The sequence below is a fragment of the Streptomyces sp. S3(2020) genome, assembly GCF_013044505.1.
GTDB lineage: Bacteria > Actinomycetota > Actinomycetes > Streptomycetales > Streptomycetaceae > Streptomyces.
In genome coordinates this window covers 25,951-50,310 of sequence record NZ_JABERD010000061.1, presented here as the reverse complement: position 1 = coordinate 50,310, position 24,360 = coordinate 25,951, and the positions used below count along the sequence as shown (strand labels likewise).

20 protein-coding genes are annotated in these 24,360 nt (G+C 69.8%); 15 read left to right on the top strand and 5 right to left on the bottom strand.

Features of this window, described 5'->3' with window-relative positions; translation table 11 throughout:
* The first annotated feature begins 60 nt into the window (after positions 1–60).
* From HLK59_RS20900 to HLK59_RS20885, 4 genes are all read left to right on the top strand, one after another.
* A complete protein-coding gene (locus HLK59_RS20900; RefSeq protein WP_171143006.1) occupies positions 61–255 on the top strand; it encodes an SPOR domain-containing protein in 195 nt (64 codons plus the stop codon).
* A gap of 21 nt (positions 256–276) precedes the next feature.
* The gene (locus HLK59_RS20895) at positions 277–672 is read left to right on the top strand and encodes a (deoxy)nucleoside triphosphate pyrophosphohydrolase (protein WP_171143005.1); all 396 of its coding nucleotides are present in this window, start codon (positions 277–279) and stop codon (positions 670–672) included.
* Between the two features lie 180 nt (positions 673–852).
* The gene (locus tag HLK59_RS20890) at positions 853–1,278 is read left to right on the top strand and encodes an ATP-binding protein (protein ID WP_171143009.1); all 426 of its coding nucleotides are present in this window, start codon (positions 853–855) and stop codon (positions 1,276–1,278) included.
* Between the two features lie 261 nt (positions 1,279–1,539).
* Positions 1,540–4,215 carry a SpoIIE family protein phosphatase gene (locus HLK59_RS20885; RefSeq protein ID WP_171143004.1) on the top strand — a complete coding sequence of 892 codons (2,676 nt, stop codon included), beginning with the start codon at positions 1,540–1,542 and terminating at the stop codon, positions 4,213–4,215.
* A 28-nt stretch (positions 4,216–4,243) separates the two neighbouring features.
* Here the strand turns inward: HLK59_RS20885 and HLK59_RS20880 are convergent, their stop codons facing one another.
* Positions 4,244–5,767, bottom strand: a complete 1,524-nt coding sequence (locus tag HLK59_RS20880) for a hypothetical protein (protein WP_346779783.1) — start codon at positions 5,765–5,767, stop codon at positions 4,244–4,246.
* A 93-nt stretch (positions 5,768–5,860) separates the two neighbouring features.
* Between HLK59_RS20880 and HLK59_RS20875 the strand changes: the two genes are divergently transcribed.
* The 3 genes from HLK59_RS20875 to HLK59_RS20865 are packed head-to-tail and all read left to right on the top strand — an operon-like array spanning position 5,861 to position 8,331.
* Entirely contained in the window at positions 5,861–6,976 is a 1,116-nt protein-coding gene (locus HLK59_RS20875; protein ID WP_240982547.1) for a glycosyl hydrolase family 18 protein, read from the top strand.
* A gap of 45 nt (positions 6,977–7,021) precedes the next feature.
* Complete coding sequence (locus HLK59_RS20870; protein ID WP_171143002.1) at positions 7,022–8,005, top strand: aminoglycoside phosphotransferase family protein; 984 nt, start codon at positions 7,022–7,024, stop codon at positions 8,003–8,005.
* A complete protein-coding gene (locus tag HLK59_RS20865; protein WP_206327374.1) occupies positions 8,002–8,331 on the top strand; it encodes a hypothetical protein in 330 nt (109 codons plus the stop codon). The genes HLK59_RS20870 and HLK59_RS20865 overlap by 4 nt, the downstream gene beginning before the upstream one ends.
* On the opposite strand, the gene HLK59_RS20860 is transcribed toward HLK59_RS20865, so the two are convergent.
* Genes HLK59_RS20860 through HLK59_RS20845 form a run of 4 tightly spaced genes read right to left on the bottom strand, consistent with a single transcriptional unit; the run spans position 8,312 to position 12,171 of the window.
* Entirely contained in the window at positions 8,312–9,082 is a 771-nt protein-coding gene (locus tag HLK59_RS20860; RefSeq protein WP_171143000.1) for a succinate dehydrogenase/fumarate reductase iron-sulfur subunit, read from the bottom strand. The two genes, HLK59_RS20865 and HLK59_RS20860, sit on opposite strands and share 20 nt — an antisense overlap.
* The gene (locus HLK59_RS20855; protein ID WP_171142999.1) at positions 9,079–11,022 is read right to left on the bottom strand and encodes a fumarate reductase/succinate dehydrogenase flavoprotein subunit; all 1,944 of its coding nucleotides are present in this window, start codon (positions 11,020–11,022) and stop codon (positions 9,079–9,081) included. The genes HLK59_RS20860 and HLK59_RS20855 overlap by 4 nt, the downstream gene beginning before the upstream one ends.
* A gap of 17 nt (positions 11,023–11,039) precedes the next feature.
* A complete protein-coding gene (locus tag HLK59_RS20850) occupies positions 11,040–11,861 on the bottom strand; it encodes a hypothetical protein (RefSeq protein WP_171142998.1) in 822 nt (273 codons plus the stop codon).
* Positions 11,862–11,880: 19 nt separating this feature from the next.
* A complete protein-coding gene (locus tag HLK59_RS20845; RefSeq protein WP_171142997.1) occupies positions 11,881–12,171 on the bottom strand; it encodes a hypothetical protein in 291 nt (96 codons plus the stop codon).
* Between the two features lie 283 nt (positions 12,172–12,454).
* Between HLK59_RS20845 and HLK59_RS20840 the strand changes: the two genes are divergently transcribed.
* The 8 genes from HLK59_RS20840 to HLK59_RS20805 all read left to right on the top strand — a co-directional run bounded on the left by HLK59_RS20840 (position 12,455) and on the right by HLK59_RS20805 (position 24,310).
* Entirely contained in the window at positions 12,455–14,677 is a 2,223-nt protein-coding gene (locus tag HLK59_RS20840; RefSeq protein ID WP_171142996.1) for an ABC transporter family substrate-binding protein, read from the top strand.
* 20 nt (positions 14,678–14,697) lie between these two features.
* Positions 14,698–15,366 (top strand): hypothetical protein, encoded by a 669-nt coding sequence (locus HLK59_RS20835; RefSeq protein WP_171142995.1) that lies wholly within the window; start codon positions 14,698–14,700, stop codon positions 15,364–15,366.
* A gap of 134 nt (positions 15,367–15,500) precedes the next feature.
* Positions 15,501–17,408: a translational GTPase TypA gene (gene typA, locus HLK59_RS20830; RefSeq protein ID WP_171142994.1), complete on the top strand. Its 1,908-nt coding sequence runs from the start codon at positions 15,501–15,503 to the stop codon at positions 17,406–17,408.
* 654 nt (positions 17,409–18,062) lie between these two features.
* Positions 18,063–19,100: an ABC transporter permease gene (locus HLK59_RS20825; protein WP_171142993.1), complete on the top strand. Its 1,038-nt coding sequence runs from the start codon at positions 18,063–18,065 to the stop codon at positions 19,098–19,100.
* 122 nt (positions 19,101–19,222) lie between these two features.
* Complete coding sequence (locus HLK59_RS20820) at positions 19,223–21,031, top strand: ABC transporter substrate-binding protein (protein ID WP_171142992.1); 1,809 nt, start codon at positions 19,223–19,225, stop codon at positions 21,029–21,031.
* A gap of 87 nt (positions 21,032–21,118) precedes the next feature.
* Positions 21,119–22,099 carry an ABC transporter permease gene (locus HLK59_RS20815; RefSeq protein ID WP_171142991.1) on the top strand — a complete coding sequence of 327 codons (981 nt, stop codon included), beginning with the start codon at positions 21,119–21,121 and terminating at the stop codon, positions 22,097–22,099.
* Between the two features lie 10 nt (positions 22,100–22,109).
* Positions 22,110–23,171: an ABC transporter ATP-binding protein gene (locus tag HLK59_RS20810; protein WP_171142990.1), complete on the top strand. Its 1,062-nt coding sequence runs from the start codon at positions 22,110–22,112 to the stop codon at positions 23,169–23,171.
* A 17-nt stretch (positions 23,172–23,188) separates the two neighbouring features.
* Positions 23,189–24,310 (top strand): dipeptide ABC transporter ATP-binding protein, encoded by a 1,122-nt coding sequence (locus tag HLK59_RS20805; protein ID WP_171142989.1) that lies wholly within the window; start codon positions 23,189–23,191, stop codon positions 24,308–24,310.
* The last annotated feature ends 50 nt before the right edge of the window (positions 24,311–24,360 follow it).

Here is a 24,360-nt window from a genome sequence, read left to right as displayed (position 1 = left end):
TTCCTCCTCTATCCTCGTCGTCGGCAGGGCCAGATGGTTATAAGAGACAGGTGGGGGGCGATGAACGACGGCACGATCACTCTTCCCTGGCTCGTCATACGACAGGACGACAACGGCAATCGCTACCGCGTGGGCCGGTACGCCACCCGGGCCGAGGCCCAGAAGATCGCGGACAGCCTCGACAACCGCGGCCACAAGCAGCTGTACTGGGTCGAACGCATCGGCCAGAACGGCAGCAGCGCGACGGCGAACTGACCCACACGTAGGCTCCGGTCCATGACCGAACGGACCGTGGTGGTCGGAGCCGCCCTCCTCGACACCGGCCGCCTCCTGGCCGCCCGCCGCAGCGCGCCCCCCGAACTGGCCGGCCGCTGGGAGCTGCCGGGCGGCAAGGTCGAACCCGGCGAGACGCCCGAGGCGGCGCTGGAGCGCGAGCTGCGCGAGGAACTGGGCGTAGAGGCGGAAGTGGGGGAGCGGATCCCGGGGGAGTGGCCGCTGAAACCCCCGTACGTCCTCCAGGTCTGGACGGCGAGACTGCTCCCGAAGTCCGCGGATCCCAAGCCCCTGCAGGACCACGACGAACTGCGCTGGCTGACCCCGGCCGAGCTCTGGGACGTGCCGTGGCTGGACCAGGACGTAGAGGCGGTACGTGAAATCGCCGCCCGGCTGTAGCTGCCTCAGGGGCGCGGGGAACTGCGCGACAAGCCGCAACGCACCCGCGGCCGCTACGCAACAGGCACCCCCGGTCTCGTAGGCGCCCCCCGCTACGCCGTTCGCACCACAACGCGCCCTCCCACGCGGTACCACGCCCCTGATATCGGGTATGTGCCCATTAACCCCATGAAACCGGACATGGGTGTGGCCTGGGAAGTGATCGGCGTGATCGACACCGAAGGCGACTGCGCCGACTGGACCTTTCCCGCGGACCCCGGCGCCGTACGCGCCGCCCGCGTCGCCGTCCGCGCCCGGCTGCGCGACTGGAACCTCGACAGCGTGGCCGACATCACGACCCTGCTGGTCAGCGAACTGGTGACCAACGCGCTGCGGCACGCGACCGGACCCATCGGCGTCCGTCTCGTCCGCCCCAGCGGCCTCGGTGACGTCCTGCTGGTCGAGGTCTCCGACCCGCTCCCGGACCCGCCGCGGGAACGGGTCGCCCACCCCGAGGACGAGAGCGGCCGGGGTCTGCAACTGGTCGCCCACTCCTCGCGCCGCTGGGGCACCAGACCAGGTGAGGCGGGCAAGACGGTGTGGTTCGAGCTCGCGGTCCCGGAATGAACCGGGCCCGTCCGGGCTGTACGGCCCCGCCCGCGCTGTCCAGTGACTGGTTCAGGCCACTGGCGGTTGCCGGAGTACGTGATTCGACAGTGTGTCGGCTGGTTAGAAGACTGGAAGTGTTGTCGCGGTGCGGTCCAAAAAACGCTGGGACCGTGCTGTGATCGTGAACACCGTGTTGTGCGGCGCCGTAGTGCTGGATACTGCGGGCAGCCGCTGCCGGTGACCGGTGCCGGACGCGGTGAGCTGGAGGGGACGGTTCGCGTGAGCGAGATACCAGCGAAGGCCACGGAGTCCGAGGACCCGTCGGACGGCGCGAGGTCGGAGGCCGCGGGTGACACCGCGGCGGACGTGACGCGTGGTGCCATGGGCGGAACAGGCCTGGAATCCACCGGTGAACCCGGCGGAGCCGCTGGCGCCCCGCGGGGCGACGCGATGTGGCAGAGCAGCCCGCCCGGCTCGATCTACGACTACATCAAGGTCGCGTCCTTCTCCATCGGCCCCGACGGCCTCGTGGACCAGTGGAGTCTGCGTGCCGAGCAGCTCTTCGGGATCCCCGCCGACCGGGCCGTCGGCATGGACCCCATCGAGGCGTTCATCGACGCCGGCCAGCGCGAGGTCGGCCAGCGCAAGATGGCCGAGATCCTCGACGGCCGCGAGTGGACCGGAGTGGTCCCCTTCCGGGTGCCGGAGTCGGCCGACCGGGAGGCGGGCGAGGAGGGGCTGGCGGAGGTCTACGTCATGCCGACGCAGACCGCGGAGGGTGAGCGGGCCGCCGTCTGTATCGTCGTCGACGTCCGCACCCTGCGGCGGATAGAGACCGACCTTGCCGCCTCGCAGTCGATTTTCGGTCAATCTCCTTTCGGCTTTCTGCTGATCGACCCCGATCTGCGGGTCCGGCGGGCCAACCATCGCTTCGCCTCCCTCTTCGGCGGCACCCCCGACGACCACCGCGGCAAGGGGGTCGGCGACTATCTGCCCCGCCCCGAGGCCGAGCGGGTGGCGGCCACCCTGCGCCGCGTCCTGGAGAGCGGCGAATCCATCACGGACATGCACGTCACCGGCTTCCTGCCCGGCTCCGACGAGCGCCGCCACTGGTCGGTCAACCTGTACCGCGTGCGCAGCGGCTCCGGCCGCCCCATCGGCATCGCCTGGCTCGCGACCGACATCACGGCCCGCCGCGCGGCAGCCCGGGAAGCGGCCGCGGCGCGGCGCAATCTCGCCCTTCTGAACGAGGCCGGCGCCCGGATAGGCAACTCCCTCGACCTGGAGACCACGGCCCGCGAACTCCTGGACGTCGTGGTCCCCGGCTTCTGCGACCTGGCCACGGTCGACCTCTACCAAGGGCTCCTGGCGGGCGACGAGGCCCCGCCGGGGCTCGCCGACGGCAGCGCGGAACTCCGCCGCGTCGCCTTCGCCAGCGCGGTCTCCGACGTCCCCTTCATCGGCTCGGGCCCGCCCGTCCAGGTCGGCGCCGTCCACCACTTCCCCTTCAACTCGCCCAACGCGGACGCCCTGCGCACCGCCCGCCCCCTGTTCATCCCGGCCGAGGAGGGCGGCCTGGCGCAGTCCACGCTCGCCGTGCCGATGGTCGCCCACGACACCGTCGTAGGACTGGCGCAGTTCGCCCGTACGAAGGGCAGCGAGCCGTTCGGGGACCGGGACCGGGATCTGGCGGTGGAGCTGGCGGCCCGCGCGGCGGTCTGTATCGACAACGCCCGGCTGTACCGGCGTGAGCACGAGCGGGCGTTGATACTTCAGCGGTCCCTGCTGCCCCCGGGCGACCCGGTCGCCTCGGGCCTGGACATCGCCTGCCGCTATCTGCCGGGCAACTCCTCCGCCGACCGGCCCAGCGAGGTCGGCGGCGACTGGTTCGACGTCATCGAACTGCCCGGGCACCGTACGGCGTTGGTCGTCGGTGACGTGATGGGCCGCGGGCTGCGGGCGGCCGTGGCGATGGGTGAACTGCGTTCCGCCGTACGGACCCTGGCACTGCTGGACCTCGAACCGGCCGAAGTGCTGAGCGCGTTGGACGAGATCGCGCGCGGCCTCGGTGCGCCGGGCGGCGTTCAGCAGGCCACCCGAGCGGCCCGCCGGCCCCGTGAGGCGGACCTGTCCGAGGTGTACCTGGCGACCTGCGTGTACGCGGTCTACGACTCGGTGACCCGCCGCTGCACCTTCGCCAACGCGGGCCATCTGCCGCCGGTGCTGGTCGAGCCCGGCGAGGACGCGCTCATGCTCGACGTGCCGCCCGGGATGCCGCTCGGCGTCGGTGGCGAGCCCTTCGAGGAGGTCGAGGTCGAACTACCCGAAGGCGCCCTGCTCGCGCTCTACACGGATGGACTGGTCGAAAGCCGCGATCATCCCCTCGACGAGGGCCTCCAGGCCTTCGTGGGCGCCCTCACCGACCCCTCCGCGCCCCTGGAGGACGTCTGCGACCACGTCCTCAACACCCTCGACACCCACCACGGCGAGGACGACATCGCCCTGCTGATGGCACGTGTCCAGGGCCTGCCCGCGGACTCCGTCGGGGACTGGACGCTGCCGCGGGAGCCGCGGAGCGTGGGGCGGGCGCGCGAGTACGCCCGTGGGCAGTTGCTGTCATGGGATCTGGAGCCCCTGGTCGACACGACGGAGCTGCTCGTCAGTGAGCTGGTGACGAACGCCCTGCGGTACGGCGAGGGCGAGATCAGATTGCGGCTGCTGCTGGACCGGACCCTGGTGTGCGAGGTGTGGGACTCCGGACTGGTCCAGCCGCGGCGGCGGCGGGCGCGGGACACGGACGAAGGCGGGCGGGGGTTGCAGCTGGTCGGGCTGCTCAGCGCCGCGTGGGGGTCGCGCCGGACACCGCTGGGGAAGACGGTGTGGTTCGAGCTGCCGCTGCCGGACGGGGAGACGGGGTTGGCGGACCCGGCGGAGGCCTTGCTCAGCCTGTTCTGAGCTCGCCTGCCGGGTCGTCCGTGGCTGTTCACGCCCGCGTTCGCGTCCGTGGGCCGCCGAAGGTCGTGGGAGTCTCGGCGTCCAGCAGCACCCCGCCCAGGATCGCCCCCGCGACCCCGCTCTCGTGCTCCGCAGCCGGGTTGCCGTACACGCGTACGTCCTGCTCGGCCAGGTCGCGCGCCGCCCCGGCGTACTCGTCCGCGGCCGTCGGGTCCTCGGCGAGCAGCCGTGACGCCTCCGCCAGCCGGGTGCGGGCCGCCGCGCCCACCGCGCCCCGATGGGTCGCGACGACATCGTCCGCGGCGGATATCGCGGTACGGCCGACCAGCAGGGCGGCTGCTCCCAGCACCCCGGCCGTCGGCTCCGCCGTCAGCGGCGCGACCGACCGCACGATCCGCCGCAGGGCGGCGAGCGGATCGGACGGTCCGGTGGTCCGTTCGTCCCGTACGACGGCCAGGGCGCCGTCGGCATGCAGGATCCGGGCCCACAGCTCACCGCTGGGTACATCGGCCGGCCGCGACCGTGCCCTCGCGAGCTCCGCCTCCGCCCCGGTCAGTGCCGTCGGCACCAGGGCCTCGGCGCTCGCCAGCGCCGCACCGAGCCGTTCGACGCCGTCGAGGAAGACGGCGGCCTGGGCGATCGCGCCCTCGGCGGCACGGAGGTGGAGGGCGGCCCTCTCGGTCTCCGCGCGGTCGGCGCACTGGCGGGACTGGTTGAGGCGGAGGGTGGCGAACACCAGGCGGTCCTTGGCCTGTTCGGTGTGGCCGGTGACGGGGGCGGTGGCGGAGGGGGCGTACCGCTCGCGCCAGTCGGCGAGGAGCGCCTCGACGGTCCCGGTGCGGCCGGCCAGCGCCCGGAAGCGGCCCTCGGCGATCTCCAGGGCCTCGCCCAGGCCCTTCTCCAGGGCCCGCAACAGGTCGAACCCGGCCGCCTCCCCGTCCAGCCGCCGCCCGGCCTCCTCACACCGTCCGACGATCCCGGCGAGCGCGTGCCGCCGGGCCGCGGCCTCCTCCGGTACGCCGTCGTCGTACTGCTGCCGCATCCGGAACGCGGCCGTCAGCTCGCCCTCCGCGTCCCGCAGCGCCGCCGCGAGGGGTGCCACGGCGGTCTCCCCGAACCGTGCCTCGACGAAGCCGAGTTGCGCACGGCTGCCGCGGACGCAGTCGTCGGCCGTGACGAGCAACGCCTTCGCCTGCGCGTCGAGTTCACCGGTGGACGGTGTCCAGGGCGCGACGAGGGAACCGCCGGGTGTGGTGCGGGTCCGGGCGCGCCGGGTACGCCGTACATAGGTGTATCCCGCGACCGCGCCCGCGGCGCCCACCGCGAGGAGCGGAAGCACGAGGTCGGCGGCCGAGGACTCGTCCTCCTGGGCCTCCACCCGCTGCACGGTCCCCGTCCGGGGTCCCGCAACCGCGGCACCCTCGTCGAACGTCGTTCCCGGCAGCACCAGCCACACCACTCCGGCCAGCCCGCCCAGCAGGGTGTGCGCCACCCGCACGGATATGTGCGAGGTCGCGCGCCGCGGCCGGCCCCGGAACAAGGATGACGTCACATTTCTGAGCGTATGAGCAGGAATGCGGCGGCGCGACCGGGGTGGGGCAGGGGTGGAGCGGCGGGGCACGGACCGGAAAGGGGAGACACGGGGATGAGCGGGACAGGGACCGGCGACGAGAACGGACCCACGGTCGCCGAGGCCGGGGAACCCTCGCCGGGGCCTCCCGCACCCGATGGCGAAGGCGGCAAAGGCGGTGCGGGGCGCTGGAAACGATGGCTCAAGCGCCTCGCCCTCGCCCTGGCACTGACCCTGCTGCTCCCCACCCTCGCCGCGGCCGTAGCGCTGCGCGTCAACTACACCGGCGACCCCGCGGACGGCACCTACACCCGCAACCGGGACGCGATCTGGCTCGGCCACGCCTGGGTGGACGGCCGCAAGACCGACAACGACGTCACCGCACTCGCCGAACGCCTGGAGTCGACCGGCATCCGCGACCTCTACGTCCACTCGGGCCCTCTGGAGCACGACGGAACCCTGCCGAAGTCGTCGTATCCCCGGGCCCGCCGGCTCATCACCACCCTGCACAGCGCGGCGCCGGGCATCCGTGTGCAGGCCTGGCTCGGTGACGAGCTCGCGAACGAGAACCCCGACGGTCTGCACCTCGACCGCGCGGCGACCCGGGCCGCCGTGGTGCGCTCCACCCGCGAGATCCTCGCCACCGGCTTCGACGGCGTCCACTTCGACCTGGAGCCCCTCCACTCTGGCGACCAGGACTACCTCACCCTCCTCGACTCGCTCCGCACGGTCACCCGCGGCCACGGCGTCCCCCTCTCGATCGCCGCCCACCAGATCGACCCGCTCCCGGCACTGCACCGGGTCGCGGGCGCCCTCACCGGGCATCCCAAGTGGTGGTCGCAGGAGTACTTCGGGCAGGTCGCGCGCCGCGTCGACCAGATCGCGGTGATGTCGTACGACACGGCGATGCCCCTGGAGAGCCTGTACGGCGGTTACGTCGCCCAGCAGACCTCGCTGGCCCTGGAGGTGACCCCGCCCTCGACGGACCTCCTCATGGGGCTGCCGTTCTTCCACGAGAACGACCTCGGCCACCGCGCCGCCGCCGAGACGGTCCGGGCCGCCGTCCGGGGCGTGCGGCTCGGCCTGTCACGCACGGACGCGGACCGCGCCCGCTTCGGCGTGGCCCTGTACGTCGACTTCGCGGCGACGGAGGCGGACTGGACGGCGTACGAGAGGGACTGGGTGCGCTGAGAAAAGCGGAGGCGGTCCGTCGGGAACGGCTGCGACGATCTGGCGGTGACCGCCACCCGGAAGTTCCTCACCCGCGACGACCTCGCCCCGCTCGTGCACACCGCACTGGGGCGTACCCCGGCCGCAGTGACCCGGCTGCGCGGCGGCTCCAAGAAGGGCGTCTACCGGCTCGCCCTCGACGACGGGACCACGGCGGTCGCCTACGTCTGGTCGGCCGACGAGGACTACTGGGACGCCGGCCCCTCCGACCTGCGCGACCCCTTCTCGGCGGGCTCCAGCCTCGATGTGTTCACGGCCGCGCACGACCGTCTCGCCGCGGCGGGCGTCCGCACCCCCCGCCTCCTGCACGTCGACGCCACGCACACCCATGTCCCCGCGGACGTGGCGATCATGGAGGACCTCACGGGCGGCAGCCTGGAGCAGGCCCTGGAGCGGGACCCGGTCGCGGCGCGCGCCTCCCTGGAACGGCTGGCCGACGAACTCGCGCTGCTGCACACGCACGAGGCCCCGGGCTTCGGGAAGGTCGTGGTCGTCGACAACGGCGGTGACTCGGCGGCGAGTTCCTGCGCGCAGCGGATCACCGAGGGCGCTCTGCGCGACATCGCCGCCACCGCCGTACGAGATCCCCGGATCGCCGCGGTGGCGGACCGGCTGACGGCCAGGATCGGGGAGCTCGCCGCCGCCGTCCGCCCGCGCGACCGGCACACCCTGATCCACGGTGAACTCGGCCCCGACCACGTCCTGCTGGACACCGACGGCCGACCCGCCCTCATCGACATCGAGGGCCTCATGTACTTCGACGTGGAATGGGAGCACGTCTTCCTGCGGATCCGCTTCGGGCCGCGCTACGACGCCCTGCGCGTTCCCGGCCTGGACGAGGACCGGCTGAGCCTCTACCGCCTGGCGACGCACCTCAGTCTGGTGGCCGGACCGCTGCGGCTCCTGGACGGCGACTTCCCAAACGCTGGTTTCATGCGGGCCATCGCCGAGTCAAATCTCTTGCGGGTGCTGGAACTCGTGGAAGCATGATCGCCATGAACGAGGTGCTGGGGATCGTGGGCGCCGTGGTGATCACGGCCGGCCTGGCGATCGGTACGGCCGCCGTCACCAAGGGCTGGCTGCTCCCGGGGCGGGGAAGCGCGAAGATACTCCGGCCCAGGGTGTGGGGATACGGCACGCTGCTGAACCAGGCCGGGACGGGCGCGTTCCTCTACCTGGGCCCGCTCGACGAGTCGCGGCACCCCGGCTTCTTCCCGTTCGCGCTGGCCGGCATGGCCGTGGCCGGGCTCGGCCTGTATGTGCAGCACCGGGCCCGGTTCGCGGCGGACACGGGAGCTACGAGGACCTCCTCCTGATCTTCGACCCCAGCCACACCAGCGGGTCGTACTTGCGGTCCACCGCCCGTTCCTTCAGCGGGATCAGCGCGTTGTCCGTGATCTTGATGCCCTCGGGGCAGACCTCCGAGCAGCACTTGGTGATGTTGCAGTAGCCGAGGCCGTGCTCGTCCTGGGCCGTCCTCTTGCGGTCCAGGCCGCTCTCCTCCGCCGCGTCCAGCGGATGCATGTCCAGCTCGGCGACCCGCATCAGGAAGCGGGGGCCGGCGAACGCGGGTTTGTTCTCCTCGTGGTCACGGACGACATGGCAGGTGTCCTGGCACAGGAAGCACTCGATGCACTTGCGGAACTCCTGCGAGCGGTCCACGTCCTCCTGCATCATCCGGTACTCGCCGGGACCCAGCTCCGGCGGCGGCACGAAGGACGGGACCTCGCGCGCCTTCTCGTAGTTGAAGCCGACGTCCGTGACCAGGTCGCGCACGACCGGGAAGGCCCGCAGGGGAGTGACGGTGATCGTCTCCTCCCGGGTGAAGACCGACATGCGGGTCATGCACATCAGCCGCGGCCGGCCGTTGATCTCCGCCGAGCACGAACCGCACTTGCCCGCCTTGCAGTTCCAGCGGACCGCGAGGTCGGGGGCCTGGGTGGCCTGGAGCCGGTGGATGATGTCCAGGACCACCTCGCCGTCGTTGACCTCGACCGCGAAGTCCTCCAGGTCGCCGCCCTTCACATCGCCGCGCCACACCTTGAAGCTGGCCTTGTAGCTGCTCACTCGTACAGCTCCTCTTCGGCGAGGTACTTGACCAGCTCCTCCTTGTCGAAGAGGGCGAGCAGGTCGGAACGGATGGGGTCGGTCGTCTCACGGGTGAGGTCGATCTGGCCGTGGACCGGGTCCGTGGCCGCCAGTCCGCCGGTGGGGTCGGTGAGTTGGCACAGGAGGTTGATCCGGCGCCACTTGCGGTCCATCGTCGGATGGTCCTCGCGGGTGTGGCCGCCGCGGGATTCCGTGCGCTCCAGCGCGGCCCGCGCCACACACTCGCTGACCAGCAGCATGTTCCTGAGGTCCAGGGCGAGATGCCAGCCGGGGTTGAACTGGCGGTGGCCCTCGACGCCGGCCCGGCGGGCCCGTACCCGCAACTCGGCCAGCTTCTCCAGGGCCTGCTTCATCTCGGGCTCGCGGCGGATGATGCCGACGAGGTCGTTCATGGCCTGCTGGAGCTCCTGGTGGAGGGTGTACGGGTTCTCCGGCGGACGTGCGTCCTGCGCGCCCGTCGGCGGGTACTCCGCGGAGTAGGGACGCAGCGCCTCGGCGGCCGCCGCGTCGATCTGGACCTCGTCCACCGCGGGGCGTTCGAACGCCAGGGCCGCCGCGTACTCGGCCGCGTGCTCGCCCGCCCTGCGGCCGAACACCAGCAGATCGGACAGGGAGTTGCCGCCGAGCCGGTTCGAGCCGTGCATGCCGCCCGCGACCTCGCCGGCCGCGTACAGCCCCGGCACCCCGCGTGCGGCGGCCGTGTCGGACTCGACCGCGATACCGCCCATCACGTAGTGACAGGTGGGTCCGACCTCCATCGCCTCCGCGGTGATGTCGACGTCCGCCAGCTCCTTGAACTGGTGGTACATGGACGGCAGTCGGCGTTTGATGACCTCGGCTGGCATCCGCGTCGACACGTCGAGGAAGACCCCGCCGTGCGGGGAGCCGCGGCCCGCCTTCACCTCGGAGTTGATGGCCCTGGCCACCTCGTCGCGGGGCAGGAGCTCGGGGGGACGCCGGTTGTGGTCCGGGTCCTCGTACCAGCGGTCGCCCTCGGCCTCCGACTCGGCGTACTTCTCCTTGAAGACGTCCGGGACGTAGTCGAACATGAACCGCTTGCCCTCGGAGTTGCGCAGCACCCCGCCGTCGCCGCGCACGGACTCCGTGACGAGGATGCCCTTCACGGACGGCGGCCAGACCATGCCCGTCGGGTGGAACTGCACGAACTCCATGTTCAGCAGGGGCGCGCCCGCCAGCAGCGCCAGTGCGTGACCGTCGCCGGTGTACTCCCACGAGTTCGACGTCACCTTGAAGGACTTGCCGATGCCGCCCGTCGCGATGACCACGGACGGGGCCTCCAGGACGAAGAAGCGGCCGGATTCACGCTCGTAGGCGAAGACTCCGGAGACCCGGCTTCCGTCCTTGAGGACGCGGGTGACGGTGCACTCCTGGAAGACCTTCAGCCGGGACTCGTAGTCGCCGGTCTCCTTCTTGTCCTGCTGCTGGAGCGAGACGATCTTCTGCTGGAGGGTCCGGATGAGTTCGAGACCCGTGCGGTCGCCGACATGGGCGAGGCGCGGGTACTCGTGGCCGCCGAAGTTGCGCTGGGATATCCGGCCGTCCTTGGTGCGGTCGAACAGGGCACCCCAGGTCTCCAGCTCCCACACCCGGTCCGGGGCCTCCTGCGCGTGCAGTTCGGCCATCCGCCACTGGTTGAGGAACTTGCCGCCGCGCATGGTGTCGCGGAAGTGGACCTGCCAGCTGTCGTGCTCGTTGGCGTTGGCCATCGCCGCCGCGATGCCGCCCTCGGCCATCACCGTGTGCGCCTTGCCGAACAGCGACTTGCAGATCACGGCCGTACGGGCGCCGCGCTCGCGGGCCTCGATGGCGGCGCGGAGGCCCGCGCCCCCGGCGCCCACCACGACGACGTCCCACTCCTGGCGGTCGACCACGGACATCAGAACGCCCCATCCATTTAAAAGAACCTCGGATCGTCGAAGACACCGGACGCGATGAGATAGACGTAGACGTCGGCGAGGGTCACGCTCGCCAACGACGTCCAGGCCAGCATCATGTGACGGGCGTTCAGCGTCCCCACCCAGCGCCACATCCGGTAGCGCACCGGGTGCTTGGAGAAGTGCTTGAGCTGGCCGCCGACGATGTGCCGGCAGGAGTGGCAGGAGATGGTGTACGCCCAGATCAGCACGGTGTTGACCAGGAACACGAGGGTGCCGAGACCCATGTGGCCCCACTCGTAGTGCTCGTCGCGGAAGGTGAGCACGGTGTCGTACGTGAGGACTCCGGCGACCAGGACCGCGGCGTAGAAGAAGTACCGGTGGACGTTCTGCAGGATCAGCGGGAAGCGGGTCTCGCCGGTGTACTTCTTGTGCGGCTCGGCCACCGCGCAGGCCGGTGGGGACGCCCAGAAGCCCCGGTAGTAGGCCTTGCGGTAGTAGTAGCAGGTCAGCCGGAAACCGAGCGGGAAGATCAGGATGAGGATCGCGGGGGACAGGGCCCACCAGCTGCCGAAGATCTCCCAGTTGGGGCCGGCGTGCATGGGCTCGCAGCGTTCCGCCAGACAGGGTGAGTAGAGCGGCGAGACGTAGGGTGCCGCGTAGTAGTCCGTGTCGACGAAGGCCCGCCACGTCGACCACACGACGAAGACGAGCAGCCCGGCCGCGGTGGCGGCGGGCGCCAGCCACCAGCGGTCGGTCCGCAGATGCGGGGCGTCGATCGCGGCGCGTGTACCCGTTCGTACACCGCCGCTGTTCGGATGGGGTTCCGTACCAGTGGCCAACGCAGGACTCCGGTCGGTTTCAGGGGGCGTGGCGGTCGCGGGCGCCGAGTCCCTCGTCGTCCGAGTCCGTCCACAGGGTGTTGTCGTACGGGGTGTCGGGGATGGAGACCAGATCGGGACGCTTGGCCTTCGCGAGCGCCGGGTCGGCGTCCCTGAGCAGGGCGAGGCTCTCGCGGAGCCGGTCGGCGTCCATGCGGACGCGGCGCATCTCGATACCACCGCTGCCCAACTGCTGTTCCAGGCGTTTCACATACCGGAGCAGCTCGTCGAGAGAGCGCTGGGCCGATGCCAGTTCATCGTGCAGGGCCATGACGTGACCTCACTTGGGGCGGCAACGTTCATGTGCGCCTGCGAGTGTTGCGCGTCACACCGGCCCATGTGAAGGGACGTGCACGGATTGGCGGATCGTGAGCCTCCGTGCGCGCCCCCCGTACGCCCTGGATTGCGCCGCATGGGTGGGCTTCGGCGCCGCCCTCGCCGTGTCGCCGCCCCCTGCCGAACCCTTTCCTCTTCAGTGGCCGCATACATCTGATCAGCTCCATATACCGCCAAACGTGATCCAAACCGGCGGCGCACCCCCGGAGGTATGCGGCATGTCCCACGACGGCGTCGGACCCAGGCCTTCGCGTGGCGCGGTGATGCGCTCGGTCGCCTTCCTCACCGCAGGGGTGCTCAGCGTGCCCGCGCTCGCCGGTTGCAGCTCCGAGGATCCGGCCGGCGAACCGGTCGCCGGGCAGGACGTGGCGCCCGCGGCACGCTCGGCGGTCGCCGACGGCGGGACCCTGCGCTGGGCCGTGGACTCCGTGCCGGAGACGCTGAACACGTTCCAGGCGGACGCCGACGGCACCACCACCCGAGTCGCCCAGGCCGTCCTGCCCTCGATGTACCGGCTCGACGTGAACGGGCGTCCGCAGGTCAACCCCGACTACCTGGAGAAGGCCGAGGTCGTCGACACCGAGCCCAAGCAGGTCGTGCTGTACAAGCTCAACCAGCAGGCGGTGTGGAGCGACGGCCGGGAGATCGGCGCCGCCGACTTCGCCGCGCAGTGGCGTGCCCTGTCCGGCAAGGACACCGCGTACTGGACGGCCCGCAACGCCGGCTACGACCGCATCGAGAGGATCGAGCGCGGAGACGACGACCTGGAGGTCAAGGTCACCTTCGCGCGGCCGTACGCCGACTGGAAGTCGCTGTTCTCGCCGCTGTACCCGAAGGACGTCATGGGCACCCCGGACTCCTTCAACGACGCGGCGCGCAAGAAGCTCAAGGTCACCGCCGGGCCCTACCGGCTGAAGAAGGTCGACCGCAAGGACGACGAGGTCACCCTCGACCGCAACCCGCGCTGGTGGGGCCACCCCGCCAAGCTGGACGAGATCGTGCTGCGCGCCGTGCCGCGCGACGAGCGGGCCGCCGCGCTGGCCGAGGGCAGGCTCGACCTGGCCGAGATCGACCCCGAGTCGGTCAAGCGGATCACCGTCGCCGCCGGCCCGAAGCGCGGCACCGGCAGCACCCCGCTGATGGGCCCCGGCAGCGACCTCAGTGCCGCCGACTCCCTGCGCTCCTGGGCCGTCGCCAACGGCTCCGACGAGGACGCCGCCGACGAGGAGACCAGCGCCCGCGAGAAGCAGCGGAAGGCGGTCACGACATACGCCCGTCAGCAGCAGGCGCTGCGCGGCTTCGAGGTGCGCCGCTCCCTGGAGCCCGCCTACACCCAGCTCGCCCTCAACGGCGCCGACGGCCCCCTCGCCGACGAGCGGGTCCGCCGTGCCGTGGCCCGCGCCCTGGACCGGGAGGCCCTCGCCTCGGTGGTCCTGACACCGCTGGGCCTGCCCGCCGAACCGGTCGGCAGCCACCTCGCGCTCTCCGGCCAGGCCGCGTACGCCGACAACAGCGGCGCGCTGGGCGGCCAGGACACCGCGGAGGCACAGGCACTGCTCGCGGACGCCGGGTGGGTGCGGGGCGGTCCGGTCAAGGAGGAGAAGAAGGGGGAGAAGGCGGCCGGGGCCAAGGGAGAGAAGGCGGGGGACGAGTCGGAGAGCGACGACGACACGTACATCGTCGGCGAGGACGACAAGGCGCGCCGCGAGGCCGACCGGGAGAAGAAGCGCCCCCACGAGGGGGAGCGGAAAGAGGGCACCAAGCACCTCGCCCAGGACGGCAAGCAGTACACGAACAAGCTGAAGCAGGGCGGGGCGCCGGGCGCGTACGCCCCGCGGGGCACCGCCGCGCCGGCGGGCACCGCGGCGGGCGCGCTGGCCAAGGACGGCAAGCAGCTCACGCTCCGCTTCGTCCTGCCGTCGGGCCCGGGCTCGCAGACCCTGCGTACGGTGGCCGACCGGATCTCGGGGATGCTGCGGAAGGTCGGTATCAGCACCGAGATCTCCAAGGTCGAGGACGAGAGCTACTTCAAGGACCACATCGCCTCGGGTCAGTACGACCTCGCGCTGTACTCCTGGCCCGCCTCCGCCTTCCCCGCCACCGACGGCCGCCCGATCTACGCCAAGCCGGTCCCGGCGGCCGACGGCTCGCTGAACGTCGAGCAGAACTACACGCGGGTCGGCACCGACCAGGTGGACCAGCTCTTCGACCAGGCGATGGCGACGCTGGACGAGCACGAGAGCCGGGGCCTGATCCGCAAGGCCGACTCCCGCATCTGGGCGGCGGCGGGGTCCATCCCGCTGTACCAGCGGCCCCAGCTGACGGCGGCGAGGAAGACCGTGGTGAACGCGGGTGCCTTCGGCTTCCAGACCCCGGTCTACGAGGACATGGGCTTCCTGAAGAAGGGCGCGGGGCCTGCGGCGAGCCCCACAGAAAAGTAGGAGATCATCCTCCTCAGCACATGGTCGGCCGCCACCCCGCAGGAAGCGGGGTGGCGGCCGTCGTACGGCCGGGGGAGAGGACGACGGGGATGCGCGGCTGGGTGGTGGGGGCGACGGTGGTGGCCCTCGGGGCGGGACTGACGGCCTGTGGCGGAGACACGGAGGACCGGTCCGGGGACTGTGCGGACGGGACGTACACATGGTCGGGCGTCACCCGCACACAGAAGCTGATCCGGCTGGCCGACCCCATCGTGATCAAGAAGAGCGCGGCGTCCTACAACGCCCGGCTCAGGTCCGACGACACCCTGACCTACCGGCCCGCGGTGAGCCCCGTGCCGGACGGCACGACCGCCGGGGAGGTGATCCTCGCGCTGGGCAGGCACCTGAAGGTCGAGGAGCCGCTCGCCGACCCCTCCGACCGGGAGGACACCCGCTACGACACCTACTACGGGGAGGAGACCGGGCTCACGAAGGGCACGTACTACTCCTGGGACTCGCTGCGCATGGTCGACGCCGACTTCACGTACACCTGTGCGAGCGGAGACCCGGTCAAGGGGCATGTACGCAGCTGGGACACCGCCGGGACCGGCTTCCTGTCCTGCGCCGACGAACCCCGGCAGGACACCGCCGCCCACGAGGCCGCCGTACGGAGCTGCCCGGTCGGATCCCGGGCCCGCGAGGAGGCCTGAACCCCCTGCGGAGGCCGTCACCGTCAACGCCACGTACCATGGGGTGAGGCCGTGGCATGTACAGCCCGGCAGGGTCCGCGTAACACCAGACGTACGCGACGCCCCTTCCTAAGACTCCGGGAGTACGCCGCACTATGGCCACGCGCCACGACATCCGTAATGTCGCCATCGTCGCCCACGTCGACCACGGCAAGACGACCCTCGTCGACGCCATGCTGAAGCAGGCCGGTGCCTTCGCCGCGCACGCCGCCGAGTCGCTCGACGACCGAATGATGGACTCGAACGACCTGGAGCGTGAGAAGGGCATCACGATCCTCGCCAAGAACACGGCGGTGAAGTACCACCCGAAGGATGGCGGCGACGTCATCACCATCAACATCATCGACACCCCGGGCCACGCCGACTTCGGTGGCGAGGTCGAGCGCGGTCTGTCGATGGTGGACGCGGTGGTGCTGCTCGTCGACGCCTCCGAGGGCCCGTTGCCCCAGACCCGCTTCGTGCTGCGCAAGGCGCTCCAGCAGCGTCTGCCGGTGATCCTGTGCATCAACAAGACGGACCGCCCGGACTCCCGGATCGAAGAGGTCGTCAACGAGACCTATGACCTCTTCCTGGACCTGGACGCGGACGAGGAGCAGATCGAGTTCCCCATCGTCTACGCGTGTGCGCGTGACGGTGTGGCCTCGCTCACCAAGCCCGAGGACGGCACCGTCCCGGCCGACAGCAACAGCCTGGAGCCGTTCTTCTCCACGATCCTGTCGCACGTCCCGGCCCCCGAGTACGACGAGGCCGCCCCGCTCCAGGCGCACGTCACCAACCTGGACGCCGACAACTTCCTCGGCCGTATCGCGCTGCTCCGCGTCGAGCAGGGCGAGCTGCGCAAGGGCCAGACCGTCACCTGGATCAAGCGTGACGGTTCGATGTCCAACGTCCGCATCACCGAGCTGCTGATGACCGAGGCGCTCACCCGCAAGCCCGCCGAGATGGCCGGCCCGGGTGACATCTGTGCCGTCGCCGGTATCCCGGACATCATGATCGGCGAGACCCTCGCCGACACCGAGAACCCGATCGCGCTGCCGCTGATCACGGTCGACGAGCCGGCGATCTCCATGACCATCGGTACCAACACCTCGCCGATGGTCGGCCGCGGCGCCACCGGCAAGGGCGCTCAGGCCAAGTCCGTGGTCAAGGACCGCAAGGTCACCGCCCGCCAGGTCAAGGACCGCCTGGACCGCGAGCTGATCGGTAACGTCTCGCTGCGCGTCCTCGACACCGAGCGCCCGGACGCCTGGGAGGTCCAGGGCCGTGGTGAGCTCGCGCTCGCCATCCTGGTCGAGCAGATGCGCCGCGAGGGCTTCGAGCTGACCATCGGCAAGCCGCAGGTCGTCACCCAGCAGGTCGACGGCAAGACGTACGAGCCCGTCGAGCGCATGACGATCGACGTGCCCGAGGAGCACATGGGCGCGGTCACGCAGCTCATGGGTGTCCGCAAGGGCCGCATGGACAACATGTCGAACCACGGCTCGGGCTGGGTCCGCCTGGAGTTCGTCGTCCCCTCCCGCGGTCTCATCGGCTTCCGTACCGAGTTCCTGACCGGTACGCGCGGCACGGGCATCGCCCACTCCATCCACGAGGGCCACGAGCCGTGGTTCGGCACCCTGACGACCCGTAACAACGGTTCGCTGGTCGCCGACCGCTCCGGTGCCGTCACCGCGTTCGCGATGACGAACCTCCAGGAGCGCGGCGTGCTGTTCACCGACCCCGGCACCGAGGTGTACGAGGGCATGATCGTCGGCGAGAACTCCCGCGCCGACGACATGGACGTGAACATCACCAAGGAGAAGAAGCTCACCAACATGCGCTCGGCCGCCGCCGACTCGTTCGAGGCGATCGTCCCGCCGCGCAAACTCTCCCTGGAGCAGTCCCTCGAGTTCTGCCGCGACGACGAGTGCGTCGAGGTGACCCCGGAGGCGGTTCGCATCCGCAAGGTCGTGCTCGACCAGAAGGAGCGCGGTCGCACCGCGAGCCGCGCCAAGCACGGCTGACCATCGGTCGCTACGAAGCCCGGGTGCCCCCATCTTGGGGGTGCCCGGGCTTTTTGCAACTCATTTTCAGGCGGTTTCCCGTACGCCGACGGCGAGCGATGTCCGTAATGCGGAGATCCACGCCCGATACACATGTAACACGTCCGTTTCGCGGCCTTATCCTGCCAGACGGTTTGTCCAAATTTCGGAAGATGTACGCGCCAGCTGTGACTGAATCGAGATTTAAAGACGGTGGTCGCCGGTTGGCTCATGGCAGATAGTTAGCCGCGTAGAGCTCGGGTCAATGGGTCTCGCGCCGTGGGGACGGCGCCGACTCACGAGCACCAGGGGGTGTCTGACCCTCCGTCAGGGGTGTCGGAGGAAAGACGTGAACCCCCTCCTGTTGGTGAACACGTGGAGTCATGAGGAGGAGTCCCATGCGCGGTGTCACAAGCACCAGGTGGGTCACAGTGTCAGCGGTGGTCGGCAACTGCGCCCCGGCGCACGGCGATCGGCTCTGAAGGGCCACGCCCTTACCACTACGCGCGTCCGGCTGCGGGTTCTCCCGCGGGCCGCATGTCGCCGCTGACGCTTCTTCATGATCCGAACCGCGATCGCGCCCTCTCGCGCCCGGTCGCCGGTTCGGCACACCCACACCTGTGAAATGGGCGAACTGTGACAAGTCCTATCGACATCGAGGGCGGCGGTACGTCGGTCGTCGTCGACGGCGAGAAAGAGCCGAAGACGAAACCGGAGGAGGCCAAGCAACTCGAAGGCCGCTCTCCGGGTCAGCTGATGTGGATCCGCTTCAAGCGCGACCGCACCGGAGTGATCTCGGCGTACGTCGTGATCTTCTTCTTCGTGGTCGGCCTCGCGGCCCCGCTGATCTCCAAGCTGTACGGCAAGGACCCGTACACGGTGTTCGCGGACGAGCGCCCCGAACTCTTCGACAGCGCCGGTGTGCCGATCCAGCCCAACGGCGGCATCAGCGGCGAGTTCTGGTTCGGCCTGGAGCCCGGCAACGGCTACGACGTCTTCACCAAGCTGATCTACGGCATCCGCAACTCCCTGATGATCTCGCTGGCGGTCACCGTCGCGACGGTGCTGACCGGCATCCTCCTCGGGGTCGCGGCCGGCTATCTCGGCGGCCGTACGGACTACTGGATCAGCCGGGTCATCGACTTCCTCCTCGCCTTCCCGGCCCAGCTGTTCTTCATCGCGAGCATGCCGGTCGTGGTCTCGCTGTTCGTCAGCCCGCGCGACGAGACCCCGGTGTACGTCCGGGTCGTCGCCCTCATCACGGTGCAGTGGTTCCTGGGCTGGATGAGTCTGGCGCGCATCCTGCGCGGGACCACACTCGCCCTGCGAGAACGGGAGTTCATCGAGGCCGCCAAGGTCAGCGGGGCATCTCCGGCGCGCATCATCCGCAGGGAGATCCTGCCCAACGTGGTCACGCCGATCCTGGTGCAGTCGACGTACATGCTCCCCAACTTCGTGACCGCCGAGGCCGGTCTGTCCTTCCTCGGGGTCGGAATCGTCGAACCGACGCCGGACTGGGGGCAGATGTTCTCCAAGGCGTCGACCGAACTCGTGATGCAGAACGACATCACCTACATGTTCTTCCCGGGCATCTCGATGATCATCTTCATCGTGGCGTTCAACCTGCTCGGGGACTCGGTCAGGGACGCCTTCGATCCCAAGACGGCGCGCTGACCGCCGAGTTGTGGGCAATCCTCGCCCGACACCGACCGGATGGCACTTCTGATGCCGGTCCGCACTTCAATTCGCACCGGTGACAGTGGCACCGGTGACACAAGATGGGTGGAATCTGAGTGATGGGTAAGGGTGGACGCCGCGCGTACGCCGCGCTCTCACTGCTCGCGGCGGGGGCTCTCGTGCTCACCGGCTGCAGCGAGGGTGGCAGCAAAGGCAACGACAACGACGGTAAGGACAAGGAGAACGCCGAGCGGCAGCAGTCCGGCATCACCTTCGGCGACGCGAAGGCCTCGACCGGCCCGGCCGCCGAGGTGCCCGGTGCCAAGGCGGGCGGCACGATCACGGTGCTCCAGCGGGACAGCTTCGCGCACCTCGACCCCGGACAGATCTACGTCTCGGACGAGATGGCCCTCTCCCAGCTGATACACCGCGGTCTGACCAGCTACAAGGCGACCAGCGACGACGGCCAGAAGCACGAGGTCGTCGGCGACCTGGCCACCGACAGCGGTACGACCACGGACGGCGGCAAGACCTGGAAGTTCACGCTCAAGGACGGGGTCAAGTGGGCCGACGGCTCCGCGATCACCGCCAAGGACGTGCGCCAGACCTTCGAGCGGCTCTTCGCCCCGTTCGTCTCCAACGGCCCGACGTTCATCCAGCAGTGGATGGCCGACACCCCGGGCGCGGAGTACCGCAAGCTCCTGCCGGACGGCCCGTACAAGGGCAAGCACCTGCCGGACAGCGTCCTTGAGACGCCGGACGACAAGACGATCGTCTTCAAGTTCGCGAAGGCCAAGCCCGACCTGCCGTACGCGCTCGCCATGGCGGGCTACTCCATCGTGTCGGAGGCCAAGGACACCAAGGAGAAGTACGACAAGGCCCCGATGACCTCGGGCCCGTACAAGATCTCCGAGTTCAAGTCCGGCAAGTCGATGACGCTGGTCAAGAACACCAACTGGGACGCGAAGACCGACGCGGTCCGCCACCAGTACGCCGACCAGTTCAGCTTCGAGTTCAACAAGCAGTTCGAGGACTCGACCAAGGCGATCCTCGACGACTCGGGCACGAACGCCACCGCGATCAGCTTCAGCAACCAGGTCGACGCGGGCAACCTGACCAAGGTCCTCAACGACGCGGCGCTGAAGTCCCGCACGGTCTCCGGCTACCAGCCGTACGTGGGCCAGATGAACATCAACCTGTCCCAGCCGGAGATGCAGTCGAAGGAGGTCCGCGAGGCCATCGCCTACGCCCTCCCCATCACGCCGTTCGTGCGTGCCTTCGGCGGCACCGACGCGATGGAGGTCGCCGGCGGTCTGATCAGCCCGACCGTGACCGGCTACGACGCGAAGTTCGACCCCTTCGGCAAGAAGGCCAAGCCCGCGGGTGACCCGGCCAAGGCCAAGCAGCTCCTGGAGAAGGCCGGCAAGGTCGGTCTGAAGCTGACCTTCGGCTACATCAACACCCCTGAGGGCCAGCAGTACTCCACCGCCATGGCGGCGGGCCTGGAGAAGGCCGGCTTCGACGTCCAGCGCCAGGAGATCCCGGCCGAGACGTACTACGACCAGGTCAGCAAGGTCAAGAACAACTACGACATCTACCACACCGCGTGGGGTGCCGACTGGCCGAGCGCGTCGACCGTGATCCCGCCGCTGTACGACGGCCGCCAGATCCAGGACGGCGCGTCCAACTACTCGCACATCGACGACCCGAAGGTGAACGCCGACATCGACGCGGCCGCCGCCCTCACCGACCCGGTCAAGGCGGCCGCGGCCTGGAACAAGATCAACGAGTACATCGTGAAGGACGTCGTCTCCAACATCCCGACGGCGTACTACAAGCAGACCCAGATCGCCGGGTCCAAGATCGGCGGCCTTGTGTACGACGACGTCATCGGCGGCGTCGACCCGCGCAGGCTGTACGTGAAGTAACCCGTCCAAGCGGCGCCGGTCGCGCCCCCTCCCGTGACGGGACGCGACCGGCACCGCCAGGCCTGAAGCCCGAAAGCTGCCACTGAGATGCTGCGCTTCCTCTTCCGCCGGATCCTCGGCTCACTCGTGATCCTGGTCCTGCTGACCGTGGTCGCCTTCCTGCTCTTCTTCGGCATGCCCCGCGATCCGGCGCTGCTGATGTGCGGCAAGACGTGCACGCCCGACGCCCTGGCGAACATCCACCAGACGCTCGGACTCGACAAGTCGATCCCGGAGCAGTTCTGGATCTTCCTGTCGGGACTCGTGGCCGGCCGTGACGACTTCGTCCAGGGGCCGTGCCCCGCCCCGTGCTTCGGGTACTCGTACCACACCAACGAGGCCGTCTGGTCGACCCTGCTGGACCGGCTGCCGCTCACGCTGTCGCTGGCGTTCGGCGCCACGATCGTGTTCCTGTTCGTGGGGCTCGGCACCGGACTGCTCGCCGCCTGGAAGCGCGGCACACTCGTGGACAAGTCGTTCACCGCGGGCTCCATGGTGCTCAGTTCGATGCAGATCTACTTCCTGGGCCCGCTGGCACTCGCCATCCTCGTGTACCAGACCCACGCCTTCGACGAGCCCAAGTACACCGCCCTCACCGACAATCCGGCCGCCTGGTTCACCGGGCTGATGATCCCCTGGGTCGTCCTGTCGACGATCTTCGCCGCGCAGTACACCCGTATGGCGCGCTCCGCGATGATCGAACAGCTCCAGGAGGAGCACGTCCGCACCGCCCGCGCCAAGGGCATGAGCAGCCGCTACGTCTTCTTCCGGTACGCCTGGCGCGGCTCCCTCATCCCCATCGTCACCATCATCGGCATCGACCTCAGCTCGCTGCTCGGCGGCGCGATCATCACCGAGTACACCTTCGGACTGCCCGGTCTCGGACGGCTCGCGGTGGAGTCGGTGCAGTTCAGCGATCTGCCGCTGCTGCTGGGCGTGATGCTGTTCTCCGCCGCCGTGATCCTGCTGTGCAACATCGTCGTCGACGCCTGCTACGCCCTCATCGACCCGCGCGTGCGGCTGTCCTAGGAGCTCTGTCGTGACCACTGTGACCAAGGAGGCCGGGGCGCCCGCCCCGTCCGACGCGGGCTCCTTCCTCTCGGTGCGGGACCTGCACGTCAGCTTCCGTACCGAGGACGGCGTCGTCCGGGCCGTCGACGGGCTCTCCTTCGACCTGGAGCGCGGCAAGACGCTGGGCATCGTCGGCGAGTCGGGCTCCGGCAAGTCCGTGACCAACCTGACCATCCTGGGGCTGCACAACCCGAAGTTCACCACCGTCGAGGGCGAGATCCTGCTGGAGGGGCGGGAGTTGACCACCGCCCGCGAGTCCGAGCTGGAGAAGCTGCGCGGCAACAAGGCCGCCATGATCTTCCAGGACCCGCTGACCGCGCTCTCGCCGTACTACACGGTGGGCCGGCAGATCGCCGAGCCCTTCATGAAGCACACCGGTGCCTCCAAGAAGGTGGCCTGGGCGCGTGCGGTGGAGATGCTCGGCAAGGTCGGCATCCCCAACCCCAAGGAGCGGGCGAAGGACTACCCGCACCAGTTCTCCGGCGGTATGCGCCAGCGCGCGATGATCGCGATGGCGCTGGTGTGCGACCCGGACCTGCTGATCGCCGACGAGCCGACGACCGCGCTGGACGTGACGGTCCAGGCGCAGATCCTGGACCTGCTCAAGGACCTTCAGCAGGAGTTCGGTTCGGCGATCATCTTCATCACCCACGACCTCGGTGTCATCGCCGACATGGCCGACGACATCATGGTGATGTACGCGGGCGGCGCCATCGAGCGCGGCACCACCAACGAGGTACTGCGCTCCCCGCAACACCCTTACACCTGGGGCCTGTTGAACTCGATGCCGCGCATCGACTCCGACCTCGGCGCCCCGCTCGCGCCGATCCCGGGCGCCCCGCCCTCGCTGCTCACCCCGCCGTCCGGCTGCCGCTTCCACCCGCGCTGCACCTTCCAGGGCCGGGTCGGCGGCACCCGCTGCGTCGACGAACGCCCGCTGCTGGCCCCGGACCGCGCCTCGGCCTGCCACCTCACGGCGGACCAGAAGCGGACCATCTTCATCGAGGAGATCAAGCCCAGCCTGGGCTAGGTCGAGGAGGACACGTCATGAAAGAGGACCTGGTCCTCCCCGCCCCGCGAGGGGCGACCACCGACTCGGCCGCAGAACCGTTGCTGGTCGTGGAAGGGCTCACCAAGCACTTCCCGGTCAAGGGCGGCTTCCCGATCCGCCGCACGGTCGGCGCCGTGCAGGCCGTCGACGGCATCGACCTGACCGTGAACGTCGGCGAGAGCTTCGGCCTCGTCGGTGAGTCGGGCTGCGGCAAGTCGACCACCGGCCGGCTGATCACCCGGCTCATGGAGCCGACCGCCGGCAGCATCTCGTACCGGGGCAAGGACATCACGCACGCGTCCCGCAGGGAACTGGCGCCGATCCGTTCCGAGATCCAGATGATCTTCCAGGACCCGTACTCCTCCCTGAACCCGAGGCAGACGGTCGGCAAGATCATCTCGGGTCCCATGGAGATCAACGGGATCGAACCGGAGGGCGGCCGCGAGAAGCGGGTCCGCGAACTCCTGGAGATCGTCGGCCTCAACCCCGAGCACTACAACCGCTTCCCGCACGAGTTCTCCGGCGGCCAGCGCCAACGCATCGGCGTGGCAAGGGCGTTGGCCCTGGAGCCGAAGCTGATCGTGGCGGACGAGCCGGTGTCGGCCCTCGACGTCTCCATCCAGGCGCAGGTGGTGAACCTGCTCCAGAAGGTGCAGCAGGAACTCGGCATCGCGTTCCTGTTCATCGCCCACGACCTCGCCGTCGTACGGCACTTCTCGCAGCGCGTCGCGGTGATGTACCTCGGCAAGGTGATCGAGGTGGGCGACCGGGAGTCCATCTACGTCCGGCCGCGCCACCCCTACACCCACGCCCTGCTGTCCGCGGTGCCCGAGGTGAACCTGGCGGAGGAGGGTGCGCCCGACCGTGAGCGGATCCGGCTGGCCGGGGATGTGCCGTCGCCGATCTCGCCGCCGTCCGGGTGCCGGTTCCGTACGCGGTGCTGGAAGGCGCAGGACAAGTGCGCGGCCGAGGAGCCGCCGTTGGTCCAGATCTCCGGGAACCGTGAAGGGCATCTGACCGCCTGCCACTTTCCGGAGGATCCGACGATCGAGGGGCGGGACGAGGACATCGTGCTCGACCCTGCGTTGGCTGCGCTGGAGGAAGAGCTGGGCGACTAAGGGGGTGGTGGGGGCTGTTGGGTGTCGGCTGCGGGCCGGTGGGGGTTGAT